Consider the following 24,727-nt stretch of genomic DNA (forward strand, 5'->3'; position numbering starts at 1 on the left):
ATGGTTAAATTTTATTAAATATCGTAAAAATTGAAAGCTGTTTTTTTAAACAGCTTTTTTTATGCTATTTTTACAAAAATCCGAAGTAACTTTATGTACGTAACTTAAGTATATCTGATAAATTTTGCGCCATTCTTGAAATTGTTTTTTAAAATTATCTGCACGGTTTTAGTTTTATTCAGTTCAATAAAACTTTCAGCACAACATCTTTCTAAGATGGAGGTGGCGATAAATCTCGAACTAAAAACACTGAATGTAAAACAGGATTTAACGTATCATAATATTTCAAACGACACTTTAACTTCTGTTGTTCTAAACGACTGGAATCATGCTTTTGTAGATAAAAACACCCCGTTGGCGAGACGTTTTTCAGATGAATTCTATAGAGGTTTTCATTTAGCGAAAGCAGTCGACAGAGGAAAAACAACTATTTTAAGCCTTACTGACAACAATACAACTACATTTGAATGGGAAAGAACCAGTGAAAATCCAGATTATATTATTGTCAGATTAAATCAAAAATTGCTCCCAGGCGAAAAAATTGATCTCCATCTTACTTATATTGCTAAAATTCCTAATGACAAATTCACTCATTTTGGCTTTGATCAAAATGGTGGTATGGCTTTAAAAAACTGGTTTTTAAGTCCCGCACGTTTCGAAAATCATGAGTTTATAAAATACAATAACTTTAACCTGGATGATATTGCCAATGCAACGGCAGATTATGAAGTTGAAATCAAAATTCCGAATCAATATGCTATTACAACCGATTTAAATTCGGTTTCCAAAGATATTTCTCCTAACGATTACAGCATTTATTCCTTTTCTGGAAAAAACAGAACTGATTTCAGCCTTTATATCGAAAAACAAAACTCTTTCAGGACTTATGACAATGGTTTAACAGAAGTTGAAACCAATTTAAAAAATAAGAAGATTGACGAAATTCAGAAAGCAATAATTATTGATCGTGTAGTTTCTTTTGCTACAAATTTTATTGGTAAATATCCGCACGAAAAAATAACTGTTTCTCAGGCAGATTATGACCGAAATCCTTTTTATGGACTAAATCAGCTACCGTCATTTATAAGTCCGTTTTCAGATGATTTTATGTTTGAAATTCAGTTTTTAAAAACATTTTTAAACAATTATCTCAAGAACAGTTTACGCATGGATTCCCGAAAAGACAATTGGGTTTATGACGGAATTCAGATTTATGCCATGATGAAATATATGGAAGAAAATCATCTGGATAAAAAAATGCTGGGAAGACTTTCGGACATGAAACTTTTTAAAAGTTATAATATTACCAATCTGACTTTTAACGAGCAGTACAGCTATTATTATATGCTTATGGCACGTAAAAATCTGGATCAGCCATTAGGAGATCCAAAAAATACTTTGATCAAATTTAATGAGCAAATTGCAAGTAAGTATCGTGCCGGTTTAAGTCTGAGCTATTTAGATGATTATTTAAATCATGATATTGTTCCGGAAAGCGTAAAAGAATTTTACAATCTGAACAAAATACAGCAGACGAATCGTTATGACCTGGAAAAAATATTAATAAAAAAAACTCCGAAAAATTTAGATTGGTTTTTTAATACCGTAATCGATTCCCGAGAAATTATTGATTATAAATTCACGCATGTTTTCAGAACTACAGATAGTGTTAGTTTTTCAATTAAAAACAAAACTGGAAATTACGCTCCAATTCCGGTTTACGGACTTAAAAAAAACAAAGTCGTTTTTAAAGAATGGATTGAACCTAAAAACAAAGATTCTGTTTATGAATTTGAGAGAAAAAATGCAGATAAAATTGTTTTAAACTATGACAATGAAGTTCCGGAATACAATCAAAGAAACAACTGGAAATCATTAAAAAGCCTCGTTATTACCAATCGTCCGATTAAATTTAATTTTGCGAAAGATTTAGAAGATCCATTTTACAATCAGATTTTATACATTCCGACGCTTACTTACAATTATTACGATGGTTTTACACCAGGAATGCGTTTTCACAATAAAACCATTCTGGACAAACCTTTTAATTTTGATATAAATCCAGCTTATTCTATCAAGGCAGGAACACTCTCCGGTTCCTCAGCTTTTTCTTGGAACGAATATTACAGAAACAGCACTTTATACAATGTCCGCTATTCTATTAGTCAAAATTATTTTCACTACGCTCCTGATGCAACTTATTTAAGACTAAATCCAATGGTCCAGTTTCGTATCCGTGAAAAAGATTTTAGAGACAATCGCAAACAATTGTTTTTATTCCGTCAGGTTATTGTAAATCGGGAAGCAAGTACTTACATTACAGACAATTCAAAACCAAATTATTCGATTTTTAACGCTCGATATTCCAATACCAAAACAGAATTAATCGATCATTTTAATTTCATGACCGACATACAATTTTCGAGTGGATTTGGAAAAGTATCCGGAGAAATTGAATACAGAAGATTATTTCAAAATAACCGAAAACTAAACTTAAGGTTATTTGCCGGAAGTTTCGTTTATAATAAAACAAATTCAGATTATTTTAGTTTTGGTTTAGACCGTCCTACTGATTATTTATTTGATTATAATCTTTTTGGAAGATCAGAGAGCACAGGTTTTTTCAGTCAGCAATATGTAATTGCAGAAGGAGGTTTTAAGTCTCAATTGGAACCTTCCTACGCCAATCAATGGATGACGACTTTAAATGCCAGTTATGCTGTTTGGAATTGGGTAGAATTATATGGAGACATTGGTTTTATGAAAAATAAACATCAAAGCGAGTACTTTGCTTACGATACCGGAGTACGTCTAAACTTAGTTCCGGACTACTTTGAACTTTATTTCCCTGTTTATTCTAATAACGGATGGGAAATTTCACAGCCGAAATACAATGAAAAAATACGATTTATAATCACTTTCTCACCAAAAACATTAGTCACTCTTTTTACCCGAAAATGGTTTTAATCAAATAAATTTTAAACAAAAACTTGCGAAATTATCAATAAAGTTAAATTTTACATAAAAATCACTTAAAAAAAATACGTAGTTTTTTGATTTTAAATACAAATAATTAAATTATATTTAGTTTAAAGAATTATGATTATTGATTGTTTTTAAGTAATTTCGCGACATAAACATGACCCTTCAAGATTATGATAAAAGAAATAAACAATACTACACTGACATTTGAAGATTTCAAAACTGAGGTATTGAATGACTACAGAACTGCTGTAATCAGTCGTGAATGTAGTCTTTTAGGTCGAAAAGAAGTATTAACAGGAAAAGCTAAATTTGGAATTTTTGGCGACGGAAAAGAAGTTCCGCAGCTGGCAATGGCTAAAGCTTTTAAAAATGGGGATTTCCGTTCTGGATACTATCGCGATCAGACTTTTATGATGGCTATTGGCGAATTAGACGCTAAACAGTTCTTTGCAGGTTTATATGGTCATACCGATTTAGATTATGATCCAATGTCTGCAGGAAGACAAATGGGCGGACACTTTGTAACGCACAGTTTAAACGAAGACGGTTCCTGGAAAGATTTAACGAAACAAAAAAACTCAAGCTCAGATATATCGCCAACTGCAGGACAAATGCCAAGATTATTGGGATTAGCACAGGCTTCTAAAATTTATAGAAATGTTGACGGAATTACAAGCAAAGACAAGTTTTCTGTAAATGGGAACGAAGTGGCTTGGGGAACAATTGGTAACGCAAGTACTTCTGAAGGTTTGTTTTTTGAAACAATAAACGCTGCAGGAGTTTTACAAGTGCCAATGGTAATGAGTGTTTGGGATGATGAATACGGAATTTCTGTTCACGCTAAACACCAAACTACAAAAGAAAATATCTCTGAGATCTTAAAAGGATATCAACGCGATGAAGATGCTAAAGGTTATGAAATCTTTAGAGTAAAAGGCTGGGATTATGCCGAATTGGTTTCGACTTATGAAAGAGCCGGAGCAATTGCACGCGAAGAACATATACCGGTTTTAATTCACGTGAACGAGTTAACTCAACCACAAGGACACTCTACTTCTGGTTCTCACGAACGTTACAAAAGTGCTGAGAGACTTGCTTGGGAAAAAGATTTTGACTGTATCCGTCAAATGCGTTTATGGATGATCGCTATTAACATTGCATCTCCTGAAGAACTGGCAGAACTTGATTTTGAATTGAAGAAAGAGGTTTTGGAAGCTAAAAAAGAGGCCTGGAATTCGTTCATTAATCCAATTATTGAGGAGCAAAAAAATCTTTTAGAATTATTAGGGCAAATTGCAGAAGCAAGCGTTAATCACAAAGACAGAATTAAGAAATTAATTTCTGAACTAAGTGCAATCAAAGCGCCTTTAAAGAAAGAATTATTAGTTTACGCCAGAAAAATTCTTCGTTTTATTGAAGTTCCAAACAGCAAGGTTATTTTGTCGAACTGGATTAAAACATTCTTAAGTGAAACTCAGGAAAAATTCAGCAGTAACTTACATTCTGAATCTCCTCAAAATGTATTTTCTGTAGAAAAAGTACTTCCTGAATATGGTGAAAATGCAAAACCAGATCTAGACGGAAGAATGATTCTTCGCGATAATTTTGATGCCATATTTGCCAAATATCCGGAAACTTTAATTTTTGGGGAAGATGTTGGAAACATCGGAGACGTAAATCAAGGTTTGGAAGGAATGCAGGAAAAATACGGAGAACTTCGCGTTGCTGACGTTGGAATTCGTGAAGCTACCATAATAGGCCAAGGAATTGGAATGGCATTGAGAGGCTTGCGTCCAATTGCTGAAATTCAATACTTAGATTATTTATTGTATGCTATTCAGATCATGAGTGATGATTTAGCTACATTACAATATAGAACTGTTGGTAAACAAAAAGCACCATTAATTATCAGAACCCGTGGACACCGTTTAGAAGGTATCTGGCATTCTGGCTCCCCAATGGGAATGATTATCAACGCTATCCGCGGAATCCATGTTTTGGTTCCGAGAGATATGACACAAGCGGCCGGTTTTTATAACACTTTGTTAGAATGTGACGAACCTGCTTTAGTCATTGAATGTTTGAATGGATACCGTTTAAAAGAAAAAACACCTTTGAATTTTGGTGAATTTAAAACACCTATTGGAGTTGTAGAAACTTTAAAAGAAGGTGCTGATATCACTTTAGTTTCTTACGGATCAACTTTAAGACTTGTACAACAAGCGGCTAATGAATTAGCCGAAAAAGGAATTGATTGTGAAGTTATTGATATTCAATCTTTGCTTCCGTTTGACATTAACAAGGATATTGTAAAAAGTATCGCTAAAACAAACCGTCTTTTAGTAATTGACGAAGATGTTCCTGGCGGTGCTTCTGCTTTCATTTTACAGCAGATTTTAGAAGAACAGGACGCTTACAAATATTTAGACAGTAAACCACAGACTCTTGCTGCAAAAGCACACAGACCTGCATATGGAACTGATGGTGATTATTTCTCAAAACCTTCTGCTGAAGATATCTACGAGAAAGTTTACGAGATGATGCACGAAGTTAACCCTTCTAAATATCCTGCTTTATACCAGTAATTTAGAATGTTTTATATAATAAAAAAAGCTCCAAAATTTTGGAGCTTTTTTTTGTTTTCTATGTTTGTCAACTTTGTCAAAGTTTGAAACTTTGACAAAGTTCTTTACGTAATCTTTGTCGAGTTTCTTGCGGAGATCCCTCGTTCCTCGGGATGACAAGATTGTGGATAATGGTTATCAATTAATCAAATATCTTTCAACATCGCTCTCGCTCTTTCCAAATCTTCAGCCGTATCAATTCCAATTCCAACATGAGTTGTTTCGACCATTTTAATTTTTTTTCCGAACTCTAAATAACGTAATTGTTCCAGCTTTTCCGAAGCTTCCAAAGATTTCATTGGAAGACTGTAAAAGTCTAATAAAGCTTGTTTTCTAAAAGCATAGATTCCGATGTGCTGAAAATATCGCACCCCAACATTTTGCTCTCTCGGATACGGAATTACAGAACGGGAAAAGTACAAAGCAAACTGTGACTGATCTACGACCACTTTAACATTATTCGGGTTATTGATTTCGTCTTCATTTTTAATTTCACGCATTAACGAAGCCAAATCAACTTTTTTATCGGGATCATTTTTAAAAACCGATAAGACCTGTGCTAAAGGTTCAGCTTCTGTAAAAGGTTCGTCTCCCTGAACATTTACTACAATATCTACATCAAGATCTGCAATAGCTTCAGCAATTCGGTCGCTTCCGGATTCGTGTTCCTTGATGCTCATTATCGCTTTTCCGCCGTTGGAAACAATTTCATCAAAAATCAAATCAGAATCGGTTACTACAAAAACATCTTCAAATAGTTTTGTCGAAACTGCCGCTTCGTACGTTCTTAAAATTATTGTTTTACCTCCTAAATCCTGCATTAACTTTGCAGGAAAACGTGTGGAAGCATATCGTGCCGGAATTACCGCTATTATTTTCATTTTATTCTTTTATTTATTCTCAAAAATCAAATATAAGTCGTTGCGCTATTATTGCAAAACATTTTCTTTCGCCACGAATTTCACGAATTAGCACAAATTTTTATAAAAGCCTTGAATTAGTGTAATTCGTGAAATTCGTGGCTAAAAAAACTATTCTTCAAAACTCTCGTCTTTGAAGCCTATCAAATATAGTTTATTTTTAGCACGCGTCATTGCTGTATAAAGCCATCTGATGTAATCTCGGTCGATTCCGTCTGGTAGATACGGCTGTTCTACAAAAACGGTGTTCCATTGTCCACCCTGCGATTTATGACAAGTGATTGCGTAAGAGAATTTAACCTGCAATCCGTTAAAATATTCGTTTTCTTTTACCTTTTGAAATCTCTTGTATTTTGTAGTTTCATCTTCATAATCCTTCATTACTTCTTCATACAAACGATTTGATTCTTCGTAAGTTAAAGAAGGAGATTCGCTTTTTAAAGTATCTAAAATCAAGACGGTTTCAAAAGGTTTTTGGTTGGGATAATCCACCATTCTGATTTTTACTTTAGCAAAAGTAAATCCGTACAATTCTCTGATTCCGAATAATTCTAAAACTTCAATAATATCTCCGTTGGCAATAAATCCGGCTTCATCGGTTTCTTTGAGCCAGAAATAATTATTCTTTACAACCATTAAAAAATCACCGACAGAAAGTTCACTTTCTTTAAATAAAATTCGGCTTCGAATCTGTTCATTGTATTGATTCGCTCTTTTGTTGGAACGAACAATAAATGCTGTGTCTTCAATACTATAATTGCTGTACGCCATATTGATAGCATCCTGAATATCGTAACCATCCGTTAATCGAACAATATCTTTAAATTTCTTTACATTAAATCGGAACTCCGTAATAAAACTTTCTTTTAATAATTCACGTAATTCTGTAGCATTATACAAAATCCCGGAACTTTCTTCCTGACGCATTACCTCATCGAGTTCGATATGTTCGATTTCTTTACTGTAATGAAAACCAAGAGTATCAATATCCAAAGCCGGACTAACATCTAAATTCACAGGAGGTAACTGCGCTGTATCTCCCAAAAGAATCATTTTACAGTTTTGTCCAGAATACACATAATTGATTAAATCGTCTAAAAGCGAACCGCTGTCCAGAGTACTATCTGAAATCATCGAAGCCTCATCGACTATAAAAATAGTGTTTTTGTGTTTGTTGACTTGTTTCGTAAAAGCCACTCCTCCACCCGATGATTTTTTAGGGAAATATATTTTTTTATGAATTGTAAAAGCAGCTGTATTCGAATAATTAGAAATTACTTTGGCCGCACGTCCTGTTGGCGCCAGCAAAACATATTTCTTATTGATGTCTCCTAAATTATTTACAATTGTGGAGATCACTGTCGTTTTTCCTGTTCCGGCATATCCTTTCAAAACGAAAATAGTGTCGTTTTGTGGTTCGGTTAAAAAAATAGCGATTTTTTGAAAAAAGATATCCTGTTTGAGTGTTGGTGCAAAAGGAAATCGTTTTTGTAAAATACTATAAAAGAGTGCTGAATTCATAAGGAAAATTTGAGGCGCAAAGGTCGCTTTTTTAAATGGCAAATTCAAATTTCAAAAATCAATAGCAATAGCAAAAATCAATTTCAATAGGAAGTGCAAAATTCAATGGCAATGGCAAAAAACAATTTTAATCTCAAAATTAGAAGTGATTTCTAAAACTTAAATTTATTTACAATCTTAAACAGCTCATAATAAACAAAATGATAATATTCTGCTAACTTTCTTGTAATATTAAATTTTGAAATTGCATCTCAATTAAGTCTTTTTCATTGATATTGAAATTGACATTGTTATTTTTTTTATTTGTAAGTTTGTGGTCGCTTAAATTCTTTCTTGATTTAAAACAGGTAACGAATTGTAAATCAACTATGTCATTACAAAACACTAACATTACTTCAAAAAATTACAAAAAACTTTCTATTCAGGTTTCCCTGAGTGGATTTTCATATTGCTGTTTTGATACTTTAAATAACTTTATTACTTCGTTTAAAGAAATTCAGTTTGATACTTCAGGCAAAACAGCTAAAATTGAAGATCTGTTCAGCAATGCTTTCAAAAACAATCCTGAATTAAAAGAGAGTTATGATGATGTAATGGTTATTCACACCAACAATCTTTCGACTTTTGTACCAACGGCTTTGTTTGACGAAAATTACTTAGGAAGTTATTTGCAATACACTACAAAAGTGTTTGAAACCGACTTTTTTACTTTCGACCGAATTCCAAATTATCAAATGAATACCGTTTATATTCCATATGTGAATATAAACAATTTCCTAATTGATAATGTGGGGTCTTTTAACTACAAACACGCCAACAGTATTCTAGTCGAAAAAATTCTGGACAACTCCCGTAATAATGACGATAAAAAAATGGTTGTTAATTTTAATTCCGGGAATTTCGAAATTATTGTAGTTCAAAATCAGAAGTTACTTTTATTCAATTCTTTTGAATATCAGACACCGGAAGATTTTATTTATTACATTTTGTTTACCGCAGAACAATTGAGTATGAATCCTGAAAGTTTTAAATTAGAATTATTAGGAACTATTACAGAAAGTGACCCGTTTTACGAAATTGCATATAAATATATTCGTCATATTTCCTTTCTGGACGTTACCACGGTTAAGGAAAAAAACAGCTTTACAACCGCTCAAAATCAAAAACATTATATCTTATTTCAATCATGAGAATCATTTCAGGAAAATACAAAGGGCGCCGAATTAATCCGCCAAAAAATCTGCCTGTAAGACCAACGACTGATATGAGTAAAGAAGCATTGTTTAATGTTTTGAATAATCATTTCAATTTTGACAGCTTAAAGGTTTTGGATTTATTTTCAGGAACCGGTAATATCAGTTTTGAATTCGCTTCACGCGGAAGCGCCCCAATTACGTCTGTAGACGGCGATTTTGGATGCGTAAAATTCATTAAACAAGTTTCATCAGAATTTGATTTTGATATTGCAGCCACTAAAAGTGACGTTTTCAAGTTTTTAGATAATGCTAAAACGACTTACGATATCATTTTTGCAGATCCACCATACGGATTGGATCAGGCCACTTTTGAAAAGATTGTTTTAACTGTCTTTGAAAAAGGCTTGTTAGAAGAAGATGGAATGATGATTATCGAACATTCGAAGTATACTAAAATGGAACATTTAAGTAATTTTTCATTTCAAAAAAGTTATGGAGGTTCGTTTTTTAGCTTCTTTGAACTGCATTCTACAGACGACGATGAAGAACTTCCGGGTGAATCTCCATTAAAAATTGTTGAAGAAGACGAAGGATAGTCTGAATTAATATTTAAATATTTAAAGTCCCAAATTCCAATTTGACAATTGGAATTTGGGACTTTTTTTTGGAATTTATATTCTTTATCTGATTCGACTTTCATTCTCATTCACGCTCTTTTCTTTAAATTCACTTTCTTTTATTTTCCCAAAAGAATAACGGAGCGTAATCGAAAATTCGTTGGCATCAACCAAATATCTGGCTCTTGAACTTATATTATTGATTGTAAAACGTTCTGAATAAATAGTATTCCTAAAAATATCATTGTAATTTAGAGTACAAGTCCAGTTTTTACCAAAAGCTTTAGCCAACGACAGATCAAAAATCAGTTTTGCATTTCGTTCAAAAACACCTTCTCTTTGTTTGGTCGCACCCCAAAAAGACAAAACAAAAGTAAAATCTTTTGGCAGCTTGAATGTATTGTTGGAATAGTAATACAAATAGGTTTTCGAAGAATTAAATACGGCCGATTCATCTTCAATTTTATTAGTTGCAAAAATTAAAGAATTCATATTTGTCCAAAATTTATAAGTAAAAGGCAATGTAAATTCGATATTATAACCGGATTCTTTTTGAAAGTTTTTCTCCGTAAAAGTCAAAACATTGTTCTGATCATCAAATGCAAAATCCTGGTAAGTAGGATTTTTGTTTTGATACAAAGTTAGCTTTACTGATTTGTCATGATATTGAAAAACAGTCGAAACCACATCTGTAAAAGTCGGTCCCAAATTGATATTGCTTCCATAAATAAAATACGGATTGATATAAGTCGCAATCATACTCAAAGAAGAATAATTAGGTCTTGAAATACTTTTAGCATAATCTACGCTTAAATTTTTAGTACTGTCGATTGCGAATGAAAACTGAGCTTTCGGAAAAAGATTAGTATAGTTTTTATCAATTAGAAAAGCATTATCTGTACTGTATTTTCCGCTGACATTCGTGTTTTCAAGTCTGAGTCCAACTGAGAAATTAATTTTTTTAATTTTTCCTGAAAGCTGCGTATATAAAGCAGAATTAGCTTCTTTAAAATTATAATCGAAAGTTGTATTTTCATTTTTATCATAATCCAAAACATCATAATCCGATTTCGATTTGGCACTTGAATATAATCCTCCGTATTCCCAGTTCCATTCATTTTTAAACTTTTTTTCTAAATCAATTCTTCCGGAAAAAACATCGACATTAAACTTTTGATTGCGATTTTGCGACAATTCCAGTTCTGTTTCATTGAAATTATTCTGCACTAGACTCCACAAATGCTGATTGAAATTGGAACCCTGAAAACCAACAAACAACTTGGTATCGATAGCTTTTATTTTCTTTGAATAATTGACAAACGAATTAATAAAATTCTTTGAACTCGAATTATCGCTGAAAGTATAAACGTTATTTTCTTCGTTTTGATTTTTGTTAAAAGTAAAAGTGTTGATATCGAAAGTATCACTGCGTCTCTTACCGTTTATATTGACAGAGAAATAATCTTCTTCATTAATTTTATAAAACATTCCTCCTCCAAAAACATATTCCTTTCTGTAAGTAACAGCCGTAACATCATAATCTGAAACAATTTTGGCTTGCGGAATCTGATACGCAATGCTGTGATTTTCCCAAGGATTTAATTTATTGAAATTAAAATTGGCTTTCCATTCCAGTTTATTCTTTTTAAAACTTGAATTAAAACCTAAATAATTATTGTAATTCTTTTTGAAAGAAGCGGTTTCAGAAACATTAGTTTTAAATCCGTCTTTTCTGCTTAATTTTCGTGTAATCAAAATCACCGCACGACCTTCAGCTTCATATTTTGAAGACGGATTCTGAATAATCTCTATTGTTTTAATATCATCAACAGACAGCGCATTCAAATCGTTCATTCCCACCTTCTGATTATCGATGTAAATAAGCGGATTTCCCTTGCCTACAATCGAAATACTTTCACGATCTGCACTAACTTGTACATTAGGAAGTTTCGAAAGCAAATCGACCGGATTTGGAATTGAATTGTAAACCGAGTTAGCAACATCTACTTTTATATTTCCATTCGTATTGGTAAAAGTCTTTTTGTTTTGAGCGATGACAACTTCTTTTAATTCCTCATTAGAAATAGAGTCTTTTGATGTTTCATTTTGCGCATTAGCAACAAATGAAAGACAGAAAAGCAATAATGCAATTAAAAGTTTTAACGGCAAATAGATATTCATTTTATAGGATTTTGGTTTATAACGTTGCAAAAATGCTCTGAAAAACCTATTGCGAAAGTTAATTGAAGGTTAATGCTGAGTTAACGGGCTTTTTATGCATTAAAAGCATTATTTTTGAAACAGAAAATTAGCATGCTGATTTACGTATTAAACTGATTTTAAAAAGCTCCTGCAGATTTAGCTGATTTTGGAGATAAAAAAATCTGCTCAATTTGCTAAATCTGCGAGAAAAAAAATATCTGCGTAATATATTTTCAAACAAAAATGAAACAAAGAAAAAGCTCCCGCAGATTGAGCTGATTTTGGAGATAAAAAAAATCTGCCAAATTTGCTAAATCTGCGAGAGAGAAATTATCTGTGTATCATAATTTCAAATAAAAAATGAAACAAAGAATCAATTTACTAATTACGTTTTCTGTAATCGCACTTATTGTGCTTATGACAGTGCAATGTTATTTGGTAAAAACGGCTTACGAATACAAAGTGGCGCAGTTTCATACACAGATTAAAAATGAAATTGGCAAGATCACAAATAATTACAGTGATATTGATTCAGAATTAGTGGCTAAAAAAGAAGCACTTTACAAAAGCTTATCTGAAAATTACATCAAAGGAAAAAACACCAAACAGGATATTAAAATTGGTGTTTTGAAAAATGAATATCAAAGTGCCGTAACACAACAAATTCAGCGAAAGTTTGAAAAAGATTTACCTTATTTCAAAATTGATTTTGCTATTGTTCTGAACAAATTTATCCTGTATCAAAACGCCAAAAAAAACGATACCATTTTTTCTGAAAAACCATTCATTGAAAACAAACTTTATGGAAATCTGAATTCTTTACATCAGGCTTTTTTGGTTAGAAGTTATGTCGGCATTACAAACGGGACTTTTGAAAATCAGAATTATAAATTACTGACAGAAGATTCTATGTACGTCTCGGTTATCGATTGGGAAATGATTATTTTACAAAGAATGACTTTTATTCTGATCCTTTCTTTATTATCGATTCTCACTTTAATAACGCTTTTTGTCATTGCTTTAAAAGCTTTGATTAAGCAAAAGAAAGTGAGCGATGTTAAAACCGATTTCATCAATAATATCACACACGAACTGAAAACGCCTTTAGCTACTTTAGGAATTTCAACAAAGATTTTAGAGCAAAAAAACATTCGTGATAACGACGAAAATTTCAATGCGATAGTTAATACGATTTCACGTCAGAATAATCGTTTACAGAATTTAATTGATCAGGTTATGGCCAATTCACTGGCAGAAAATGAACTGGAATTACAGAAAGAAAAAATCGAAACCGAAGATTTCCTGCTTTCTATTATCAATGATTTTAAAATTACGTTTCCGAAAATCAATCTTAAAACCGATTTTCAAACACAGAAAACAATTTTAGTTTTAGATAAATTTCATCTTACGACCGCTTTTTTAAATGTTTTGGAAAATGCCGTAAAATATGGATCCCGCATCATCACAATCAAAACAAAAATTGTCGAAAACCAGTTTTCTATAAGTATTGAAGATGATGGAATTGGCATCGCAAAAAACAAACAATCACTACTTTTTGACAAATTTTACCGTGTTGAACAAGGCAACCTGCACAACACAAAAGGCTTAGGTTTAGGCTTGTATTACGTCGCTCAAATTGTAAAAGCGCATCAGGGTTCTGTTAGCGTTATGAGCGATTTAGGAAAAGGAACTGAGTTTATTATTTTATTAAAAGTTTAAATCCTTTATTTTGAAAAAATTACTTTTAGCCGAAGACGATTTTGATTTCGCTACGATTCTAAAACAGTATTTAGAATTGCACCAATTTGAAGTAACCTGGGCAGAAAATGGCGAAATCGCTTTGGATTATTTTAAAAAACAGACTTTTGATATTTGCGTTTTTGATGTCATGATGCCAATATTGGACGGATTTTCCTTGGCAGAAAAAATCATCACAATCAATCCCGAAATTCCGTTTATTTTCCTGACGGCAAGAAAGTTAAAAGAAGACAAACTTATTGGCTTAAAATTGGGTGCGGATGACTATATCGCAAAACCTTTTGAGGTAGATGAACTGGTACTGCGTTTGCAGAATATTCTAAAAAGAATTGAACAAAAGAGAAGTCTGGACGGAAACAACATAATTGAAATTGGCTCGTATGTTTTTGATAACGAAAGGTTAACTCTTAACAATAAAAATCATGTGCAGCAACTTACAGAAATGGAAGCTTCTCTGATTGAATATTTATATTTAAATCATAACCAGCTTTTAAAAAGAGATCAAATTCTAATGTCTGTCTGGAAAAAAGACGATTATTTCTCAGGCCGAAGCATGGATGTTTTTATTAGCCGACTTAGAAAATATTTCAATTCAGATCCAAAAATCAAAATTGAAAGTGTCCGCAATATTGGCTTAGAATTTAAAATAGAAAAACCTTGATTTGTCAAGGTTTTTCTATTTTATACTGAGATTTATTTTCCAATAACCCAGCCTATTGTAAAGTTTCCTATTGGAAGCACTTCCGTTTCATTTCGATCCGTAGCGACTCCTAAACCTACATTTAAATCAATATTAAATCTTTTTTTATAAGTTCTTTGCAGTCCCCAAACTGGTCCCACTGTAAAAGAAGGGCAATATTCGCTAAACAGTTTGTTAGTAGAAATAGATTCAAAGCTATAATCGGCATACAATGCGAAGAAGTTTCCAGAATTATGAGCTGTTCTTTTTCCTTTTGAAGCTCTTTTCTCCAAATTATAATAATGCCTGAATTGTTCTGTAATTCTTGGAACAAAATACCAAGTCGATTCGTCATAAAAACTATTGTGTCGATATCCAATTATCAGACTAGCTTCTGAATAAAGTGTATTTTTTGCAGAAAATCCATGCTCATAAACAAAACCTGGAGAAAGTAAAGGATTGATTTTAAATTGATGTTTTTCTACAGAGACCGGAGTATCATCTTGTGCCTGAACAGCATTAATAAAAAGAATAGAAAGAAATACAAATAGGTAGTTTTTTATCATAATTGGTTAGCTAAATTGATTGCGACAAAAATAGTATTTAAAATATATTGGACTATTAAACTTTAAATTATTTTCTTACAATAAACTTTCAATATTTCAATCACTGCAAATCATATAATTTTACCAAACAATTGTATAACAGCAATTAGACTTTGTGATTATAAATTTGATGTAAACTTTAAAAATCTAACATCATGAACCTAAAAAGATTTTTCGGTGGATTGCTGACAATCCTCGGAATTGTAGGACTTATTTATACCGCAGTGATTTTCTCCAATACTTCCGGAGAAACAAGAGACATAAAATCATTAATTATTTACGGCATTTTGGGAATTGTTTTCTTTATGTCGGGAATTAGTTTAGTGCGAACGACTAAAGACGAATCATAGCTTTTTTTGCCACAAAGACACCAAGTCTCAAAGTTTTTTTATCTCGCAAAGCCGCAGAGTCGCAAAGTTTTAAAAAATTAAAATAATCTTTGCGACTCTGCGAGCAATTCTAAGCTCATAGAAAAATAAAAACTTTGTGGCCTAGCGCCTTTGTGGCAAAACTACTCCGAAACAGGATCAAGATTCAGCTCTGTGAAATCTCTTTCTGTTTTCGAAATAATAATTGTTGCTACAGTATTTCCAATCAAGTTTGTAATAGCTCTGGCTTCGCTCATAAATTTATCAACTCCTAATAAAAAAGCCAGACCTTCAACTGGAATTTTATGTAACGCTGTTAAGGTTGATGCCAAAACAATAAACCCGCTTCCCGTAACTCCTGCAGCGCCTTTTGAGGTAATCATTAAAATTCCTATTACAGTTAAAATTTCGAAGAAACTCAAATGCACATCATATAATTGCGCCAGAAATATCACCGACATCGAAAGATAAATCGACGTTCCGTCCAAATTAAAAGAATATCCAGTTGGAATTACCAAACCTACAACCGATTTACTGCATCCCATTTGTTCTAATTTTACCATAATACTTGGCAGGGCTGCTTCTGAAGATGACGTTCCTAAAACCAGTAAAAGTTCCTCTTTAATGTATTTTAAAATTGAAAGGATACTTATTTTATAATATCTCAGAATACTTCCTAAAATTAGAAACACAAAAAGTGCCATTGTTAAATACACACAAAGCATCAACTTTCCAAGCGGAATTAAAGTCTGTAATCCGAATTTTCCAATTGTAAATGCCATACCTCCAAAAGCACCAATTGGGGCAAGATACATTACGTATTTTAAACAGGTAAAAACCACTTTTGAAAATCGTTCTAAAACTAAAATAGTCTGTTCTCTTTTTTGATAAAAATTCAAGCAATTCCGCAGATTATAGCGGCTAGTAGAACCTGTAGAGTAAAATTAGAAAAGAAGAATTGCAACCAGGAAAAATCCTTTGCACTCCCATTTGTATATTGACTGGCATCTCCTAAAGTCAAACTGGATTTATCTATTTTTCCAGGCTGAAATAAATAGGCGACCGCCACTCCAATAGCCAATGCGACAGTGGAAACCACTTCAAAATAGGTTAATGCTTTAATACCAATTCTTCCAACTTTCTTCAAATTCCCCATTCCGGAAATTCCTAAAACGATGGTCAAAAAAATAATTGGTCCAATAAAAAGTTTGATTAAATCAACAAATCTTTTTCCTAAAACCTCCATTTTCACTCCATTTTCAGGAGAAAAATGTCCAAGTAAAACTCCGGCAATAATAGATATCAGAACCCAAAAGGTCAGGTTGGTTAATATGATTTTAAGAATACTCTTTTTATTTCCCGAAGAAGGATTTGGAGTAGTAATATTCATGAAAAGTGGTTAAGATAGTTTCACAAATATATAAAAAATGCAGACCTGTAAGCCGGATTCTGTTCTTGTCTCATTTTACAACAAAACAATACCTTATCATTTATCTAGATCCCGAATTACTTCGGGACTCAATCTACCTACCCTTCGGCAACGAACGAGAAGCCCTTAAATGCCGATATACTTGGTATTTCACCGCATAGAGTTTACCTGGTTTCACTACAGCATTACCTGTACATACTTTCTGCTGCACTTGTCCTAATCCTCTCGTTCCAAAAAACGAGAGAACCGACGGGCGTTACCCGCTATGCTTCTCTATGGTGTCCGGACTTTCCTCCCTCCGCCGTGGCGGACGACGATAAGGCGGTCTGCGGGGCAAAAGTACAATTTTATCCCTTAACTATATTGGTTTTAAATTTCAGTTTTTACAGCATTTATTCTAACTTTTTAATTTTAAAATAGTTATCTTTAAAATTCCATTAATTTTTAAATTCAGTTATCATGAGAAGAATGTATCATTACGCAACTGTTTCAAAAGCTTTAGATCAATTGAATGAAAAAGGATTTACATGTGATTTTAATCGAAATGCTGACCTGATTAAAAAAAATCCTGAGAAATTTGAAATTGTTCATGTGTATCGATACGAAGGGGAATCGGACCCGGCGGATGAAGCAGTTGTATACGGAATTAAGTCCGTTAACGGCAAAAAAGGAGTGTATGTAGCTGGTTTTTCTGCAGATTCAGATCAGGAAACGGCACAATTTTTATTTCAGTTAAGTATTAAGGGAAGATAGTTTTATACTATTTCAATTCTATCATTTCGACGAAAATGATAATTAGTATTTTCGTCGAAATGATAAAATTAAAATTTACTTTTCAAATCCATTCTTCCGTGAAGAATTCTAATGATTTCAATTTCATCTTCCGAAATGATTCGATAAAAAAGAATATGCTCATTCGATTTATAACCTAATAATTTTTCGGAAACATTTTCATATTTCTTTCCAAGATTTGGATTCCCAGCAACTTCCTGGCACGAATCTAAAAGCAAAAAATAATACTTATCCGCCTGTCTTTCTGACCATTCATCGAAAGTATAATTCCAAATATGAGTTAAATCTTCGACAGCTTTTTTTGTCAAATGATATTTAGCCATTTTTTCTTTTTGCTTTTATACTTTCAAGATATTTTTTAGGGTCAAAGTTTTCTGCGCGTCCACTTTGCATGCCTAATTGAATTTCCTGTTTCAAAACAAGCAATTTACTTTCTTCTTCTTCCAAAAGACGCAATCCAGCTCTCACCACTTCACTGGCGTTCTTGTACCTTCCTTCTGAAAGACTATTTTCAATGAAATTTTCAAAATGAGATCCAAGTGATATTGAAGTATTTCTTCCCATTATATGTTTTTTAATATTACAATATTACCAAAAATTGGTAACTTATATTCTTAAACTATTGATAATTTTCGTGGCATAAAAAAAAGCCCGTCATAAAGAGGGCTTTCAAAACAGTAAAAACTATAACACTGTTGGTATTTTCAATTTCCAGCCAGGCTGAATTAAGTCAGGGTTTGAAATCACATCTTTATTAGCTTCGAAGATGGTCTGCCACGAAACACCGAATTCTTTTCCGATCTTCGAAAGCGAATCACCGCTTTTAACGATATATTCTTTTGAAGCCCCTTCTGCAACTTTAATATCCATTACAACATCAGCAGATCTGTAATCAGGATCAATTGTTCCATACGCATTCCAAAGTTTTTCTTTGTCTTCTGCCGACTTTACGATTCCATCGATATACAACACATTATCTTGTTCTCTGACTTCTAAATTTGTTGCTCCCAGTTGAGAAGCCAAATCTGTCAATTCTTTGTATTTATCTTGTAAACTCATAACAACTTATTTTATGATTAATTTGTTATCCACTTTTTTCGGTTTCAATTCCTGAATGCTTTGCATGAGAGGTTGTAGTTTATCTCTTTTTATTTCGCCCGAAAGGGTTACTACGCCTCCAACAACTGTTGCACTTACACCATCATAAGCATCTACCACTTTATGAACAGATTGATCTAATTCATTATCCGGATTAATAACAACAGCCGCTGCTGCAGGTTCCTGATTGGCTCTTGCCAATTCACAGGTATTTACAACAGATTTTACACCTTTTACTGATCGTACACTTTTTTCGATATTTTTCTTGAAAATTTCGTCTTCACAAGTACCCGTAATAGTTGCTACACCATCATGAACTGTAACCTGAATTTCCGGACTATCATTTAATTTTTCGCTGATTACTTTTTCAATATCTGCGTCATTGGGTTTACAGGATACCAAAGCGACACACAGAGTCATTCCTAATAAGATTGATTTGAATTTCATAACGTTTCCTTTTAAATAATTAAGTATCTAAAATTAAACAGTTTATATTCCAAAACATTATAGGATATACGAGTGGTTTTATAACTTTCCCAGTAAAATTAATCTGGCTTCAGGTATTGTGTTTCTTTTTTACTGAAATCAGAAAGCATATGTTTATCCGTTTTATAGTAGAATACTTTGTCATCAAAATAGTTTGCAATCCATAACCCTTTTTCTACGTTTTCCAGTTTCTTCAAAATGTTTTGCAAAGCATTGTAAAATTTAGCAATCTGCTTATCTGGATTTTTACTAATAATTCTTAGTTTAATTATTTCAAGATTATCCTGATCTTCCCTTCCTCCTTTACCTTCAATACAATAATCAAAAAGTTCGTCATCGTAAAAACTAATTCTGTTTTTTTTACTGCTTTTGCCTAAAACTAAATTTCCATCTTTTACTTCTACAACTTTAGAAGAAAAGAAAAAACCGCGATAATCCTTTTCAGATAAAAAGTTTATGTTTTCGCTTTTCGGGTCAATAAGTTCGTAGTAAAATCCCTTCTTATCATTCAAATATTCTGCATAAAGCTTAACCGAATTTTTATCGATAATATCTTTCAATTCAGAAATAAACTTTTCAAACGGGATTATAATATTGAAATATACTGCCATAATGATTATAATTGTACTAAAATCTAATTTATGAAATTAAAATGTATATTATTTTTATTAAGCATTTTCTTTTTAAACAATTCGTTTGCTTGTGAATGTCCTCCACATAAAAAAGAAACATTAGTAAAAAAGGGACTTAGATATGCTGATATTGTATTTTATGGAGAGTTGATAAAAATTGATACTATTCAAAACACATACGATTTCAGAATAATTGAACTTTTCAAAGGAGAATATCAATCTAAAATAATACATGGAAAAAGACGAGAAAATAATTGTGAAATTAATCCTTTCAAAAAAGATTTATGGATTGTCTATGCTAAATTAAACAGAAACAAAACCATAAACCTTAGTTATTGTTCTCCTTCACAAACAATGGAAATACCTCCAGGATTTTTGCCTCCTGTCCCTATTGTAAAAAATTATTACGAAAAAATTACAAAGATAGACTCACTGGAAAATGATATACTAAATTTAAAGATCAAAAATGAAACTCTTACTACATTTTTTTATCAATTAGAACAATTAAGAGCATATAAAAAAGATGAAATTGAAATTATTGAAAAAGAAAAAACTAATGATAAACTAGAAACTTGCGACCAATATATCATCATTTCTCTGGTTGTCAACATTGTATTATTGCTAAGTTTAATCTTTATTATTTTTAAGAAAAAGAATTTCTCCAAATAACTAAAATCGGTTTTAAACAACGAAACAAAAGTCATATATTTGCTATCGAATAAAAAAGAATATGGAACAATTTGTAGTATCGGCGCGTAAATATCGTCCTCAGACATTTAAAGATGTTGTGGGCCAGAAAGCCATTACCAACACTTTGTTGAATGCTATTGAAACCAACCATTTGGCTTCTGCTCTTTTATTCACAGGACCACGTGGAGTTGGTAAAACAACCTGCGCCCGTATTTTGGCCCGAAAAATAAATCAGCCGGGATATGATGATCCTACTGAAGATTTTGCTTTTAATGTTTTTGAGCTGGATGCTGCATCAAACAACTCTGTTGATGACATTCGTAACCTGATTGATCAGGTTCGAATCCCGCCACAAACCGGACAATACAAAGTATATATCATTGACGAGGTTCATATGTTGTCTTCGGCCGCTTTTAATGCTTTTCTTAAAACATTAGAAGAACCGCCGAAACATGCTATTTTTATTTTAGCTACTACAGAAAAACATAAGATCCTTCCAACGATTTTATCTCGCTGTCAGATCTTTGATTTTAAAAGGATAACAGTAAAAGACGCTAAAGAACACTTAGCAGATGTTGCTGAAAGTCAGGGAATCAATTTTGAAGATGACGCGTTACACATTATCGCTCAAAAAGCAGATGGTGCGATGCGTGATGCTTTGTCTATTTTTGACCGCGTAGTTTCCTACTGTGGTACTAATTTAACGCGTCAGGCTGTAACCGAAAACCTTAACGTTTTAGATTACGAAACTTATATTTCGATTACCGATTTACTTTTAGAAAATGAAATTCCGAAGCTTTTACTAGCTTACAATGACATTCTGGCTAAAGGTTTTGACGGACATCATTTTATTGCGGGACTAGCTTCTCACTTTAGAGATTTGTTAGTAAGCAAAACACCTTCGACTATTGCATTATTGGAAGTTGGTGAACAGGCACAACAAATGTATGCCGCGCAGTCTCAAAAATGTTCTCAGGAATTTTTATTAAAAGGAATTGATATTGCAAACGACTGTGATTTGAAATACAAATTAAGTCAAAATCAACGTCTTTTAGTTGAATTATGCTTGATGCAATTGGCCTCTATCAACTTTGATGGAGAAAAAAAAAAGTTGAGCAATTCATAATTCCACCCGTTTACTTTAAAAACGGAGGTTATTCTATTGTTGAAATTCCTAGTGTAAAATCCCAAAATCCAAGTTCGGAAGAAAAAACAAACAGCAATGTCAATGTCAATCAAAATGGCAATGATAATCCTGTTGCTGTAAATATTTCAAATACAGCTCAAACTCCTCCTGTGGAAACTCCAAAAGTTCAGGCTCCGGAATCTCCAAAGACAGAAACAGATAATACGCCTAAGGTTTCTGCTTTTTCTCTTGCCAGTATTCGCAAGAAAAAAGAAATGGAGGCTAGCAGTAAATCGTACGTTAAACCTACTACTGCTTTTTTAACGGAAGAATTTAACGAAACTGATATGCGTCTCCATTGGAACAAATATGCAGAACGTTTAGGCCAAAAGGGGCTTAAGATTATGGAATCAATTCTATTGATCAGTGATCCGGTATTAAATGGGACAACAATTAGTTATGAACTTCCAAATGAAGGTTCTAAATTAGATTTTGAAAACCAAATGAATGGATTATTAGGGTATTTAAAAGGACATTTACACAACCATAATATCACCATTGAAATAATTGTAAACGAAGAAATTCAAACAATAAGAGCTTTTAATGATCAAGATCGATATAATCGCTTCTTAGAAATTAATCCAAACATTGAGCTTTTACGTTCTACATTTGGATTAGATTTTACATGATTACTATTCTATTTATTCTGCAGTCCGAAGTTGTAGACTTTCTCCAGCCATTTTTTTCTTTGTGAGTCATTAGAACCTTTTATAATTCCGATATAGCTAACTTTTACTGGTTTTATTCCACAAAATTCTAAAGTTGATTTCTTTAATTGATTGACACTTGGTCTTCCGAAAAGCAATCTGTAATACCAACCCGGCTGATCTAAAGTTGTCATAATATGCGCTGTTTTCCCTTTCAATAATTTATCCCACCAAACGGAATTTTCTCTGTACTGAAAAGTCATTCCCGGCAGAAATAAACGATCTATAAAACCTTTTGTAATCGCGGGAAGTCCACCCCACCAAACGGGATGTATCCAGACTAAATGATCGGCTCTTTTTATTTTTTCCCAGGATTCGAGTAAATCCGATTCTAATTCGGTTCTCTTTTGGTAGCCAAACTGTAAATTTGGATTGAATTTCAAATCTGCTATTGTGATTGTTTCGACTTGCGCTCCGGAAGCAACTGCACCCTTTTTATACGATTCGGCAATTCCGAAATTAAAGCTTTCAGAATTTGGATGCCCGTTTATAATTAGTATTTTTTTCATCTTTATGTTTTTTTTCAAAAATACTTTTTGCCGTTTTTATTTTACTGGACAAATGTCCTGAAAAACACTGAAATTAATCCTCTCGCAGATTTTGCAGATTCGGCAGATTATTTTTAAAAATTTCCCTCCAAATCAGCTAAACCTGCTGAATCTGCGGGAAAAAAAAATCACAAAATTGCTTTTCGGATTCGGCTTAAATGTCTTGGAGTTACGCCTAAGTAAGATGCTAAATATTGCAGCGGAATTAACTGTAAATACTTTTGGTGATTTTTATATAATTCTTCGTAACGCTGTGTTCCTGATAACTTCTGAAAAGAAACCATTCTTTTGTGCAGATTTACAAATTCTAATTCCGTTAATTTTCGGCCTGTTTCCTGCCAGTTAAAACCTGATTGATACAGTTTTTCCAAGGCTTTACGATTTAAAATTTGCAATTCGGTATCAGCAAGAGCTTGAATGTTTTCTTCTGCCTTTTCTTCCGTTATAAAACTGGCAAAAGAAGCCATAAATTCATTTTCAAAGGCAAAGCAATTGGTAATTTCATCACCTTTATGATTAAAAAAAAAGGAACGCAAAATTCCTTTTCTTATAAATACAATTTCATTGCAAACCTGACTTTCAGTCAATAAAAGTTCTCCTTTTTTCAACGTACGAAAAGTTATTAAATCATCTAAAAGATCTAATTCTTCTTTTGAAAAATTCTGGATTGACTGAAAAATTGATTTCATAAAAAAGTTTGCCACCAATTACACGAATTTACACTAATTTTTATTCGCAAAGTTTGAAAAACAATTCGTGTAAATTCGTGTAATTCGTGGCTAAAAAAAAATTAAATTTTCCCGTAATACATTGCTTTCACGATACCATCAGAAAGTCCAATTTTAGGAACATAAATCTGGCGAGCACCACTCCATTTCATCGCATTAAGATAAATTCTTGTTGCATGAATGATTACGTCGGCACGGTCAGAGTTTAATCCTAATTCGGCAATTCTTTGCTCGTAAGTCAATGAATTTAAGAAAGCATATTGCGAATTAATATAAATGTACGAAAGCGGTTTTTCCTGTTGTTTTCCAGACATTTTAAACAACTTATTGATGTTTCCGCCAGATCCGATAAGTGTAACCTCTTCGTAATCTGCTGTATTGGTTTTAATCCATTTTTCAATTTCGTCCCAAACCACATCATGAACCATATTATTCAACAAACGAACCGTTCCGGCTTTGAAAGATCTTGAAGTAATCATTTTTCCGGAAGAGAAAAGAGTAAACTCCGTGCTTCCACCTCCAACATCCACAAAAAGATACGTTTCGTCAGATTTAATTAAATGATGTAAATCAGTAGAAGCAATAATTGCCGCTTCTTTTTTTCCGTCAATGATTTCGATTTTTATATCGGCTTTTTTCTTAATTAAAGCGACAACTTCTTTTGCATTATAAGCTTCACGCATTGCAGAAGTTGCAAAAGCCATATATCGTTCTACTTTATGTACTTTCATCAAAAGGTTAAATGCTTTCATGGCATCAACCATTCGATCTATATTTTCTGGTGAAATTTCCCCAACGGTGAAGGCATCCTGTCCTAAACGAATTGGTACACGAACAAGGGAACTTTTATTAAATTGCGGTTCTTTTCCATCTTGTTCTACAACGTTAGCTATCAGAAGCCTCATGGCATTTGATCCGATATCTATTGCTGCAAACTTCCTAATATTAATCATGCT

General features: G+C 32.7%; 23 protein-coding genes, 1 other RNA gene and 1 pseudogene. 11 read left to right on the forward strand and 14 right to left on the reverse strand.

All coding sequences use genetic code 11. The features are described from left to right. Positions 1 to 216: 216 nt before the first annotated feature. A complete protein-coding gene (locus ACFS3A_RS18150; protein ID WP_379826985.1) occupies positions 217 to 2,967 on the forward strand; it encodes an aminopeptidase in 2,751 nt (916 codons plus the stop codon). A gap of 188 nt (positions 2,968 to 3,155) precedes the next feature. Then, positions 3,156 to 5,570, forward strand: coding sequence for an alpha-ketoacid dehydrogenase subunit alpha/beta (locus ACFS3A_RS18155; RefSeq protein ID WP_379826986.1), 2,415 nt, complete (start codon positions 3,156 to 3,158; stop codon positions 5,568 to 5,570). 185 nt (positions 5,571 to 5,755) lie between these two features. Here ACFS3A_RS18155 and kdsB read toward each other — a convergent pair whose 3' ends face one another. Both kdsB and ACFS3A_RS18165 read right to left on the reverse strand, forming a co-directional pair. Continuing rightward, entirely contained in the window at positions 5,756 to 6,490 is a 735-nt protein-coding gene (gene kdsB / locus ACFS3A_RS18160; RefSeq protein ID WP_379826987.1) for a 3-deoxy-manno-octulosonate cytidylyltransferase, read from the reverse strand. Between the two features lie 150 nt (positions 6,491 to 6,640). Beyond that, positions 6,641 to 8,050, reverse strand: coding sequence for an ATP-dependent DNA helicase (locus tag ACFS3A_RS18165; RefSeq protein WP_379826988.1), 1,410 nt, complete (start codon positions 8,048 to 8,050; stop codon positions 6,641 to 6,643). Between the two features lie 368 nt (positions 8,051 to 8,418). On the opposite strand from ACFS3A_RS18165, the gene ACFS3A_RS18170 reads away from it, so the two are divergent. Then, the gene (locus ACFS3A_RS18170; protein ID WP_379826989.1) at positions 8,419 to 9,240 is read left to right on the forward strand and encodes a DUF3822 family protein; all 822 of its coding nucleotides are present in this window, start codon (positions 8,419 to 8,421) and stop codon (positions 9,238 to 9,240) included. Continuing rightward, positions 9,237 to 9,842 carry an RsmD family RNA methyltransferase gene (locus ACFS3A_RS18175; protein ID WP_379826990.1) on the forward strand — a complete coding sequence of 202 codons (606 nt, stop codon included), beginning with the start codon at positions 9,237 to 9,239 and terminating at the stop codon, positions 9,840 to 9,842. Before ACFS3A_RS18170 ends, ACFS3A_RS18175 begins: the two co-directional genes overlap by 4 nt. 84 nt (positions 9,843 to 9,926) lie before the next feature. Here ACFS3A_RS18175 and ACFS3A_RS18180 read toward each other — a convergent pair whose 3' ends face one another. After that, a complete protein-coding gene (locus ACFS3A_RS18180; RefSeq protein ID WP_379826991.1) occupies positions 9,927 to 12,044 on the reverse strand; it encodes a TonB-dependent receptor domain-containing protein in 2,118 nt (705 codons plus the stop codon). Positions 12,045 to 12,425: 381 nt separating this feature from the next. On the opposite strand from ACFS3A_RS18180, the gene ACFS3A_RS18185 reads away from it, so the two are divergent. After that, entirely contained in the window at positions 12,426 to 13,784 is a 1,359-nt protein-coding gene (locus ACFS3A_RS18185) for a sensor histidine kinase (RefSeq protein WP_379826992.1), read from the forward strand. 10 nt (positions 13,785 to 13,794) lie between these two features. Continuing rightward, positions 13,795 to 14,484 carry a response regulator transcription factor gene (locus tag ACFS3A_RS18190; RefSeq protein WP_379826993.1) on the forward strand — a complete coding sequence of 230 codons (690 nt, stop codon included), beginning with the start codon at positions 13,795 to 13,797 and terminating at the stop codon, positions 14,482 to 14,484. A gap of 32 nt (positions 14,485 to 14,516) precedes the next feature. Here ACFS3A_RS18190 and ACFS3A_RS18195 read toward each other — a convergent pair whose 3' ends face one another. Then, entirely contained in the window at positions 14,517 to 15,068 is a 552-nt protein-coding gene (locus ACFS3A_RS18195) for a hypothetical protein (RefSeq protein WP_379826994.1), read from the reverse strand. Between the two features lie 194 nt (positions 15,069 to 15,262). Between ACFS3A_RS18195 and ACFS3A_RS18200 the strand changes: the two genes are divergently transcribed. Continuing rightward, complete coding sequence (locus ACFS3A_RS18200) at positions 15,263 to 15,457, forward strand: hypothetical protein (protein ID WP_379826995.1); 195 nt, start codon at positions 15,263 to 15,265, stop codon at positions 15,455 to 15,457. Positions 15,458 to 15,618: 161 nt separating this feature from the next. On the opposite strand, the pseudogene ACFS3A_RS18205 reads toward ACFS3A_RS18200, so the two are convergent. After that, positions 15,619 to 16,865: pseudogene (locus tag ACFS3A_RS18205) on the reverse strand (cation:dicarboxylate symporter family transporter). A gap of 32 nt (positions 16,866 to 16,897) precedes the next feature. Then, positions 16,898 to 17,237, reverse strand: an RNA gene (gene rnpB, locus ACFS3A_RS18210) — RNase P RNA component class A. Positions 17,238 to 17,363: 126 nt separating this feature from the next. Here rnpB and ACFS3A_RS18215 point away from each other — a divergent pair. Beyond that, positions 17,364 to 17,657, forward strand: a complete 294-nt coding sequence (locus ACFS3A_RS18215; RefSeq protein ID WP_379826996.1) for a hypothetical protein — start codon at positions 17,364 to 17,366, stop codon at positions 17,655 to 17,657. Positions 17,658 to 17,725: 68 nt separating this feature from the next. On the opposite strand, the gene ACFS3A_RS18220 is transcribed toward ACFS3A_RS18215, so the two are convergent. The 5 genes from ACFS3A_RS18220 to ACFS3A_RS18240 all read right to left on the reverse strand — a co-directional run bounded on the left by ACFS3A_RS18220 (position 17,726) and on the right by ACFS3A_RS18240 (position 19,891). Continuing rightward, entirely contained in the window at positions 17,726 to 18,019 is a 294-nt protein-coding gene (locus ACFS3A_RS18220; protein ID WP_379826997.1) for a type II toxin-antitoxin system RelE/ParE family toxin, read from the reverse strand. Next, positions 18,012 to 18,260, reverse strand: a complete 249-nt coding sequence (locus tag ACFS3A_RS18225; protein WP_379826998.1) for a type II toxin-antitoxin system ParD family antitoxin — start codon at positions 18,258 to 18,260, stop codon at positions 18,012 to 18,014. The genes ACFS3A_RS18220 and ACFS3A_RS18225 overlap by 8 nt, the downstream gene beginning before the upstream one ends. Before the next feature lie 120 nt (positions 18,261 to 18,380). Beyond that, entirely contained in the window at positions 18,381 to 18,755 is a 375-nt protein-coding gene (locus ACFS3A_RS18230) for a LysM peptidoglycan-binding domain-containing protein (protein ID WP_379826999.1), read from the reverse strand. A 6-nt stretch (positions 18,756 to 18,761) separates the two neighbouring features. After that, positions 18,762 to 19,241 (reverse strand): BON domain-containing protein, encoded by a 480-nt coding sequence (locus ACFS3A_RS18235; protein WP_379827000.1) that lies wholly within the window; start codon positions 19,239 to 19,241, stop codon positions 18,762 to 18,764. A 98-nt stretch (positions 19,242 to 19,339) separates the two neighbouring features. After that, entirely contained in the window at positions 19,340 to 19,891 is a 552-nt protein-coding gene (locus ACFS3A_RS18240; RefSeq protein WP_379827001.1) for a hypothetical protein, read from the reverse strand. A gap of 30 nt (positions 19,892 to 19,921) precedes the next feature. Here ACFS3A_RS18240 and ACFS3A_RS18245 point away from each other — a divergent pair, with 30 nt between their 5' ends. From ACFS3A_RS18245 to ACFS3A_RS18255, 3 genes are all read left to right on the forward strand, one after another. Then, positions 19,922 to 20,581 (forward strand): hypothetical protein, encoded by a 660-nt coding sequence (locus ACFS3A_RS18245; protein WP_379827002.1) that lies wholly within the window; start codon positions 19,922 to 19,924, stop codon positions 20,579 to 20,581. A gap of 61 nt (positions 20,582 to 20,642) precedes the next feature. Beyond that, positions 20,643 to 21,728: a DNA polymerase III subunit gamma/tau gene (gene dnaX, locus ACFS3A_RS18250; RefSeq protein ID WP_091493057.1), complete on the forward strand. Its 1,086-nt coding sequence runs from the start codon at positions 20,643 to 20,645 to the stop codon at positions 21,726 to 21,728. A gap of 170 nt (positions 21,729 to 21,898) precedes the next feature. Further along, a complete protein-coding gene (locus tag ACFS3A_RS18255; protein ID WP_379827003.1) occupies positions 21,899 to 22,417 on the forward strand; it encodes a DNA polymerase III subunit gamma/tau in 519 nt (172 codons plus the stop codon). A gap of 8 nt (positions 22,418 to 22,425) precedes the next feature. Here ACFS3A_RS18255 and ACFS3A_RS18260 read toward each other — a convergent pair whose 3' ends face one another. The 3 genes from ACFS3A_RS18260 to ACFS3A_RS18270 all read right to left on the reverse strand — a co-directional run bounded on the left by ACFS3A_RS18260 (position 22,426) and on the right by ACFS3A_RS18270 (position 24,724). Further along, positions 22,426 to 23,004: an NAD(P)H-dependent oxidoreductase gene (locus ACFS3A_RS18260; RefSeq protein WP_379827004.1), complete on the reverse strand. Its 579-nt coding sequence runs from the start codon at positions 23,002 to 23,004 to the stop codon at positions 22,426 to 22,428. 167 nt (positions 23,005 to 23,171) lie between these two features. Next, the gene (locus tag ACFS3A_RS18265) at positions 23,172 to 23,732 is read right to left on the reverse strand and encodes a Crp/Fnr family transcriptional regulator (protein WP_379827006.1); all 561 of its coding nucleotides are present in this window, start codon (positions 23,730 to 23,732) and stop codon (positions 23,172 to 23,174) included. A 101-nt stretch (positions 23,733 to 23,833) separates the two neighbouring features. Continuing rightward, a complete protein-coding gene (locus tag ACFS3A_RS18270; protein ID WP_109194131.1) occupies positions 23,834 to 24,724 on the reverse strand; it encodes a Ppx/GppA phosphatase family protein in 891 nt (296 codons plus the stop codon). Between the last annotated feature and the right edge of the window lie 3 nt (positions 24,725 to 24,727).

It is taken from the genome of Flavobacterium notoginsengisoli (assembly GCF_042686225.1).
Lineage (GTDB): Bacteria > Bacteroidota > Bacteroidia > Flavobacteriales > Flavobacteriaceae > Flavobacterium > Flavobacterium notoginsengisoli.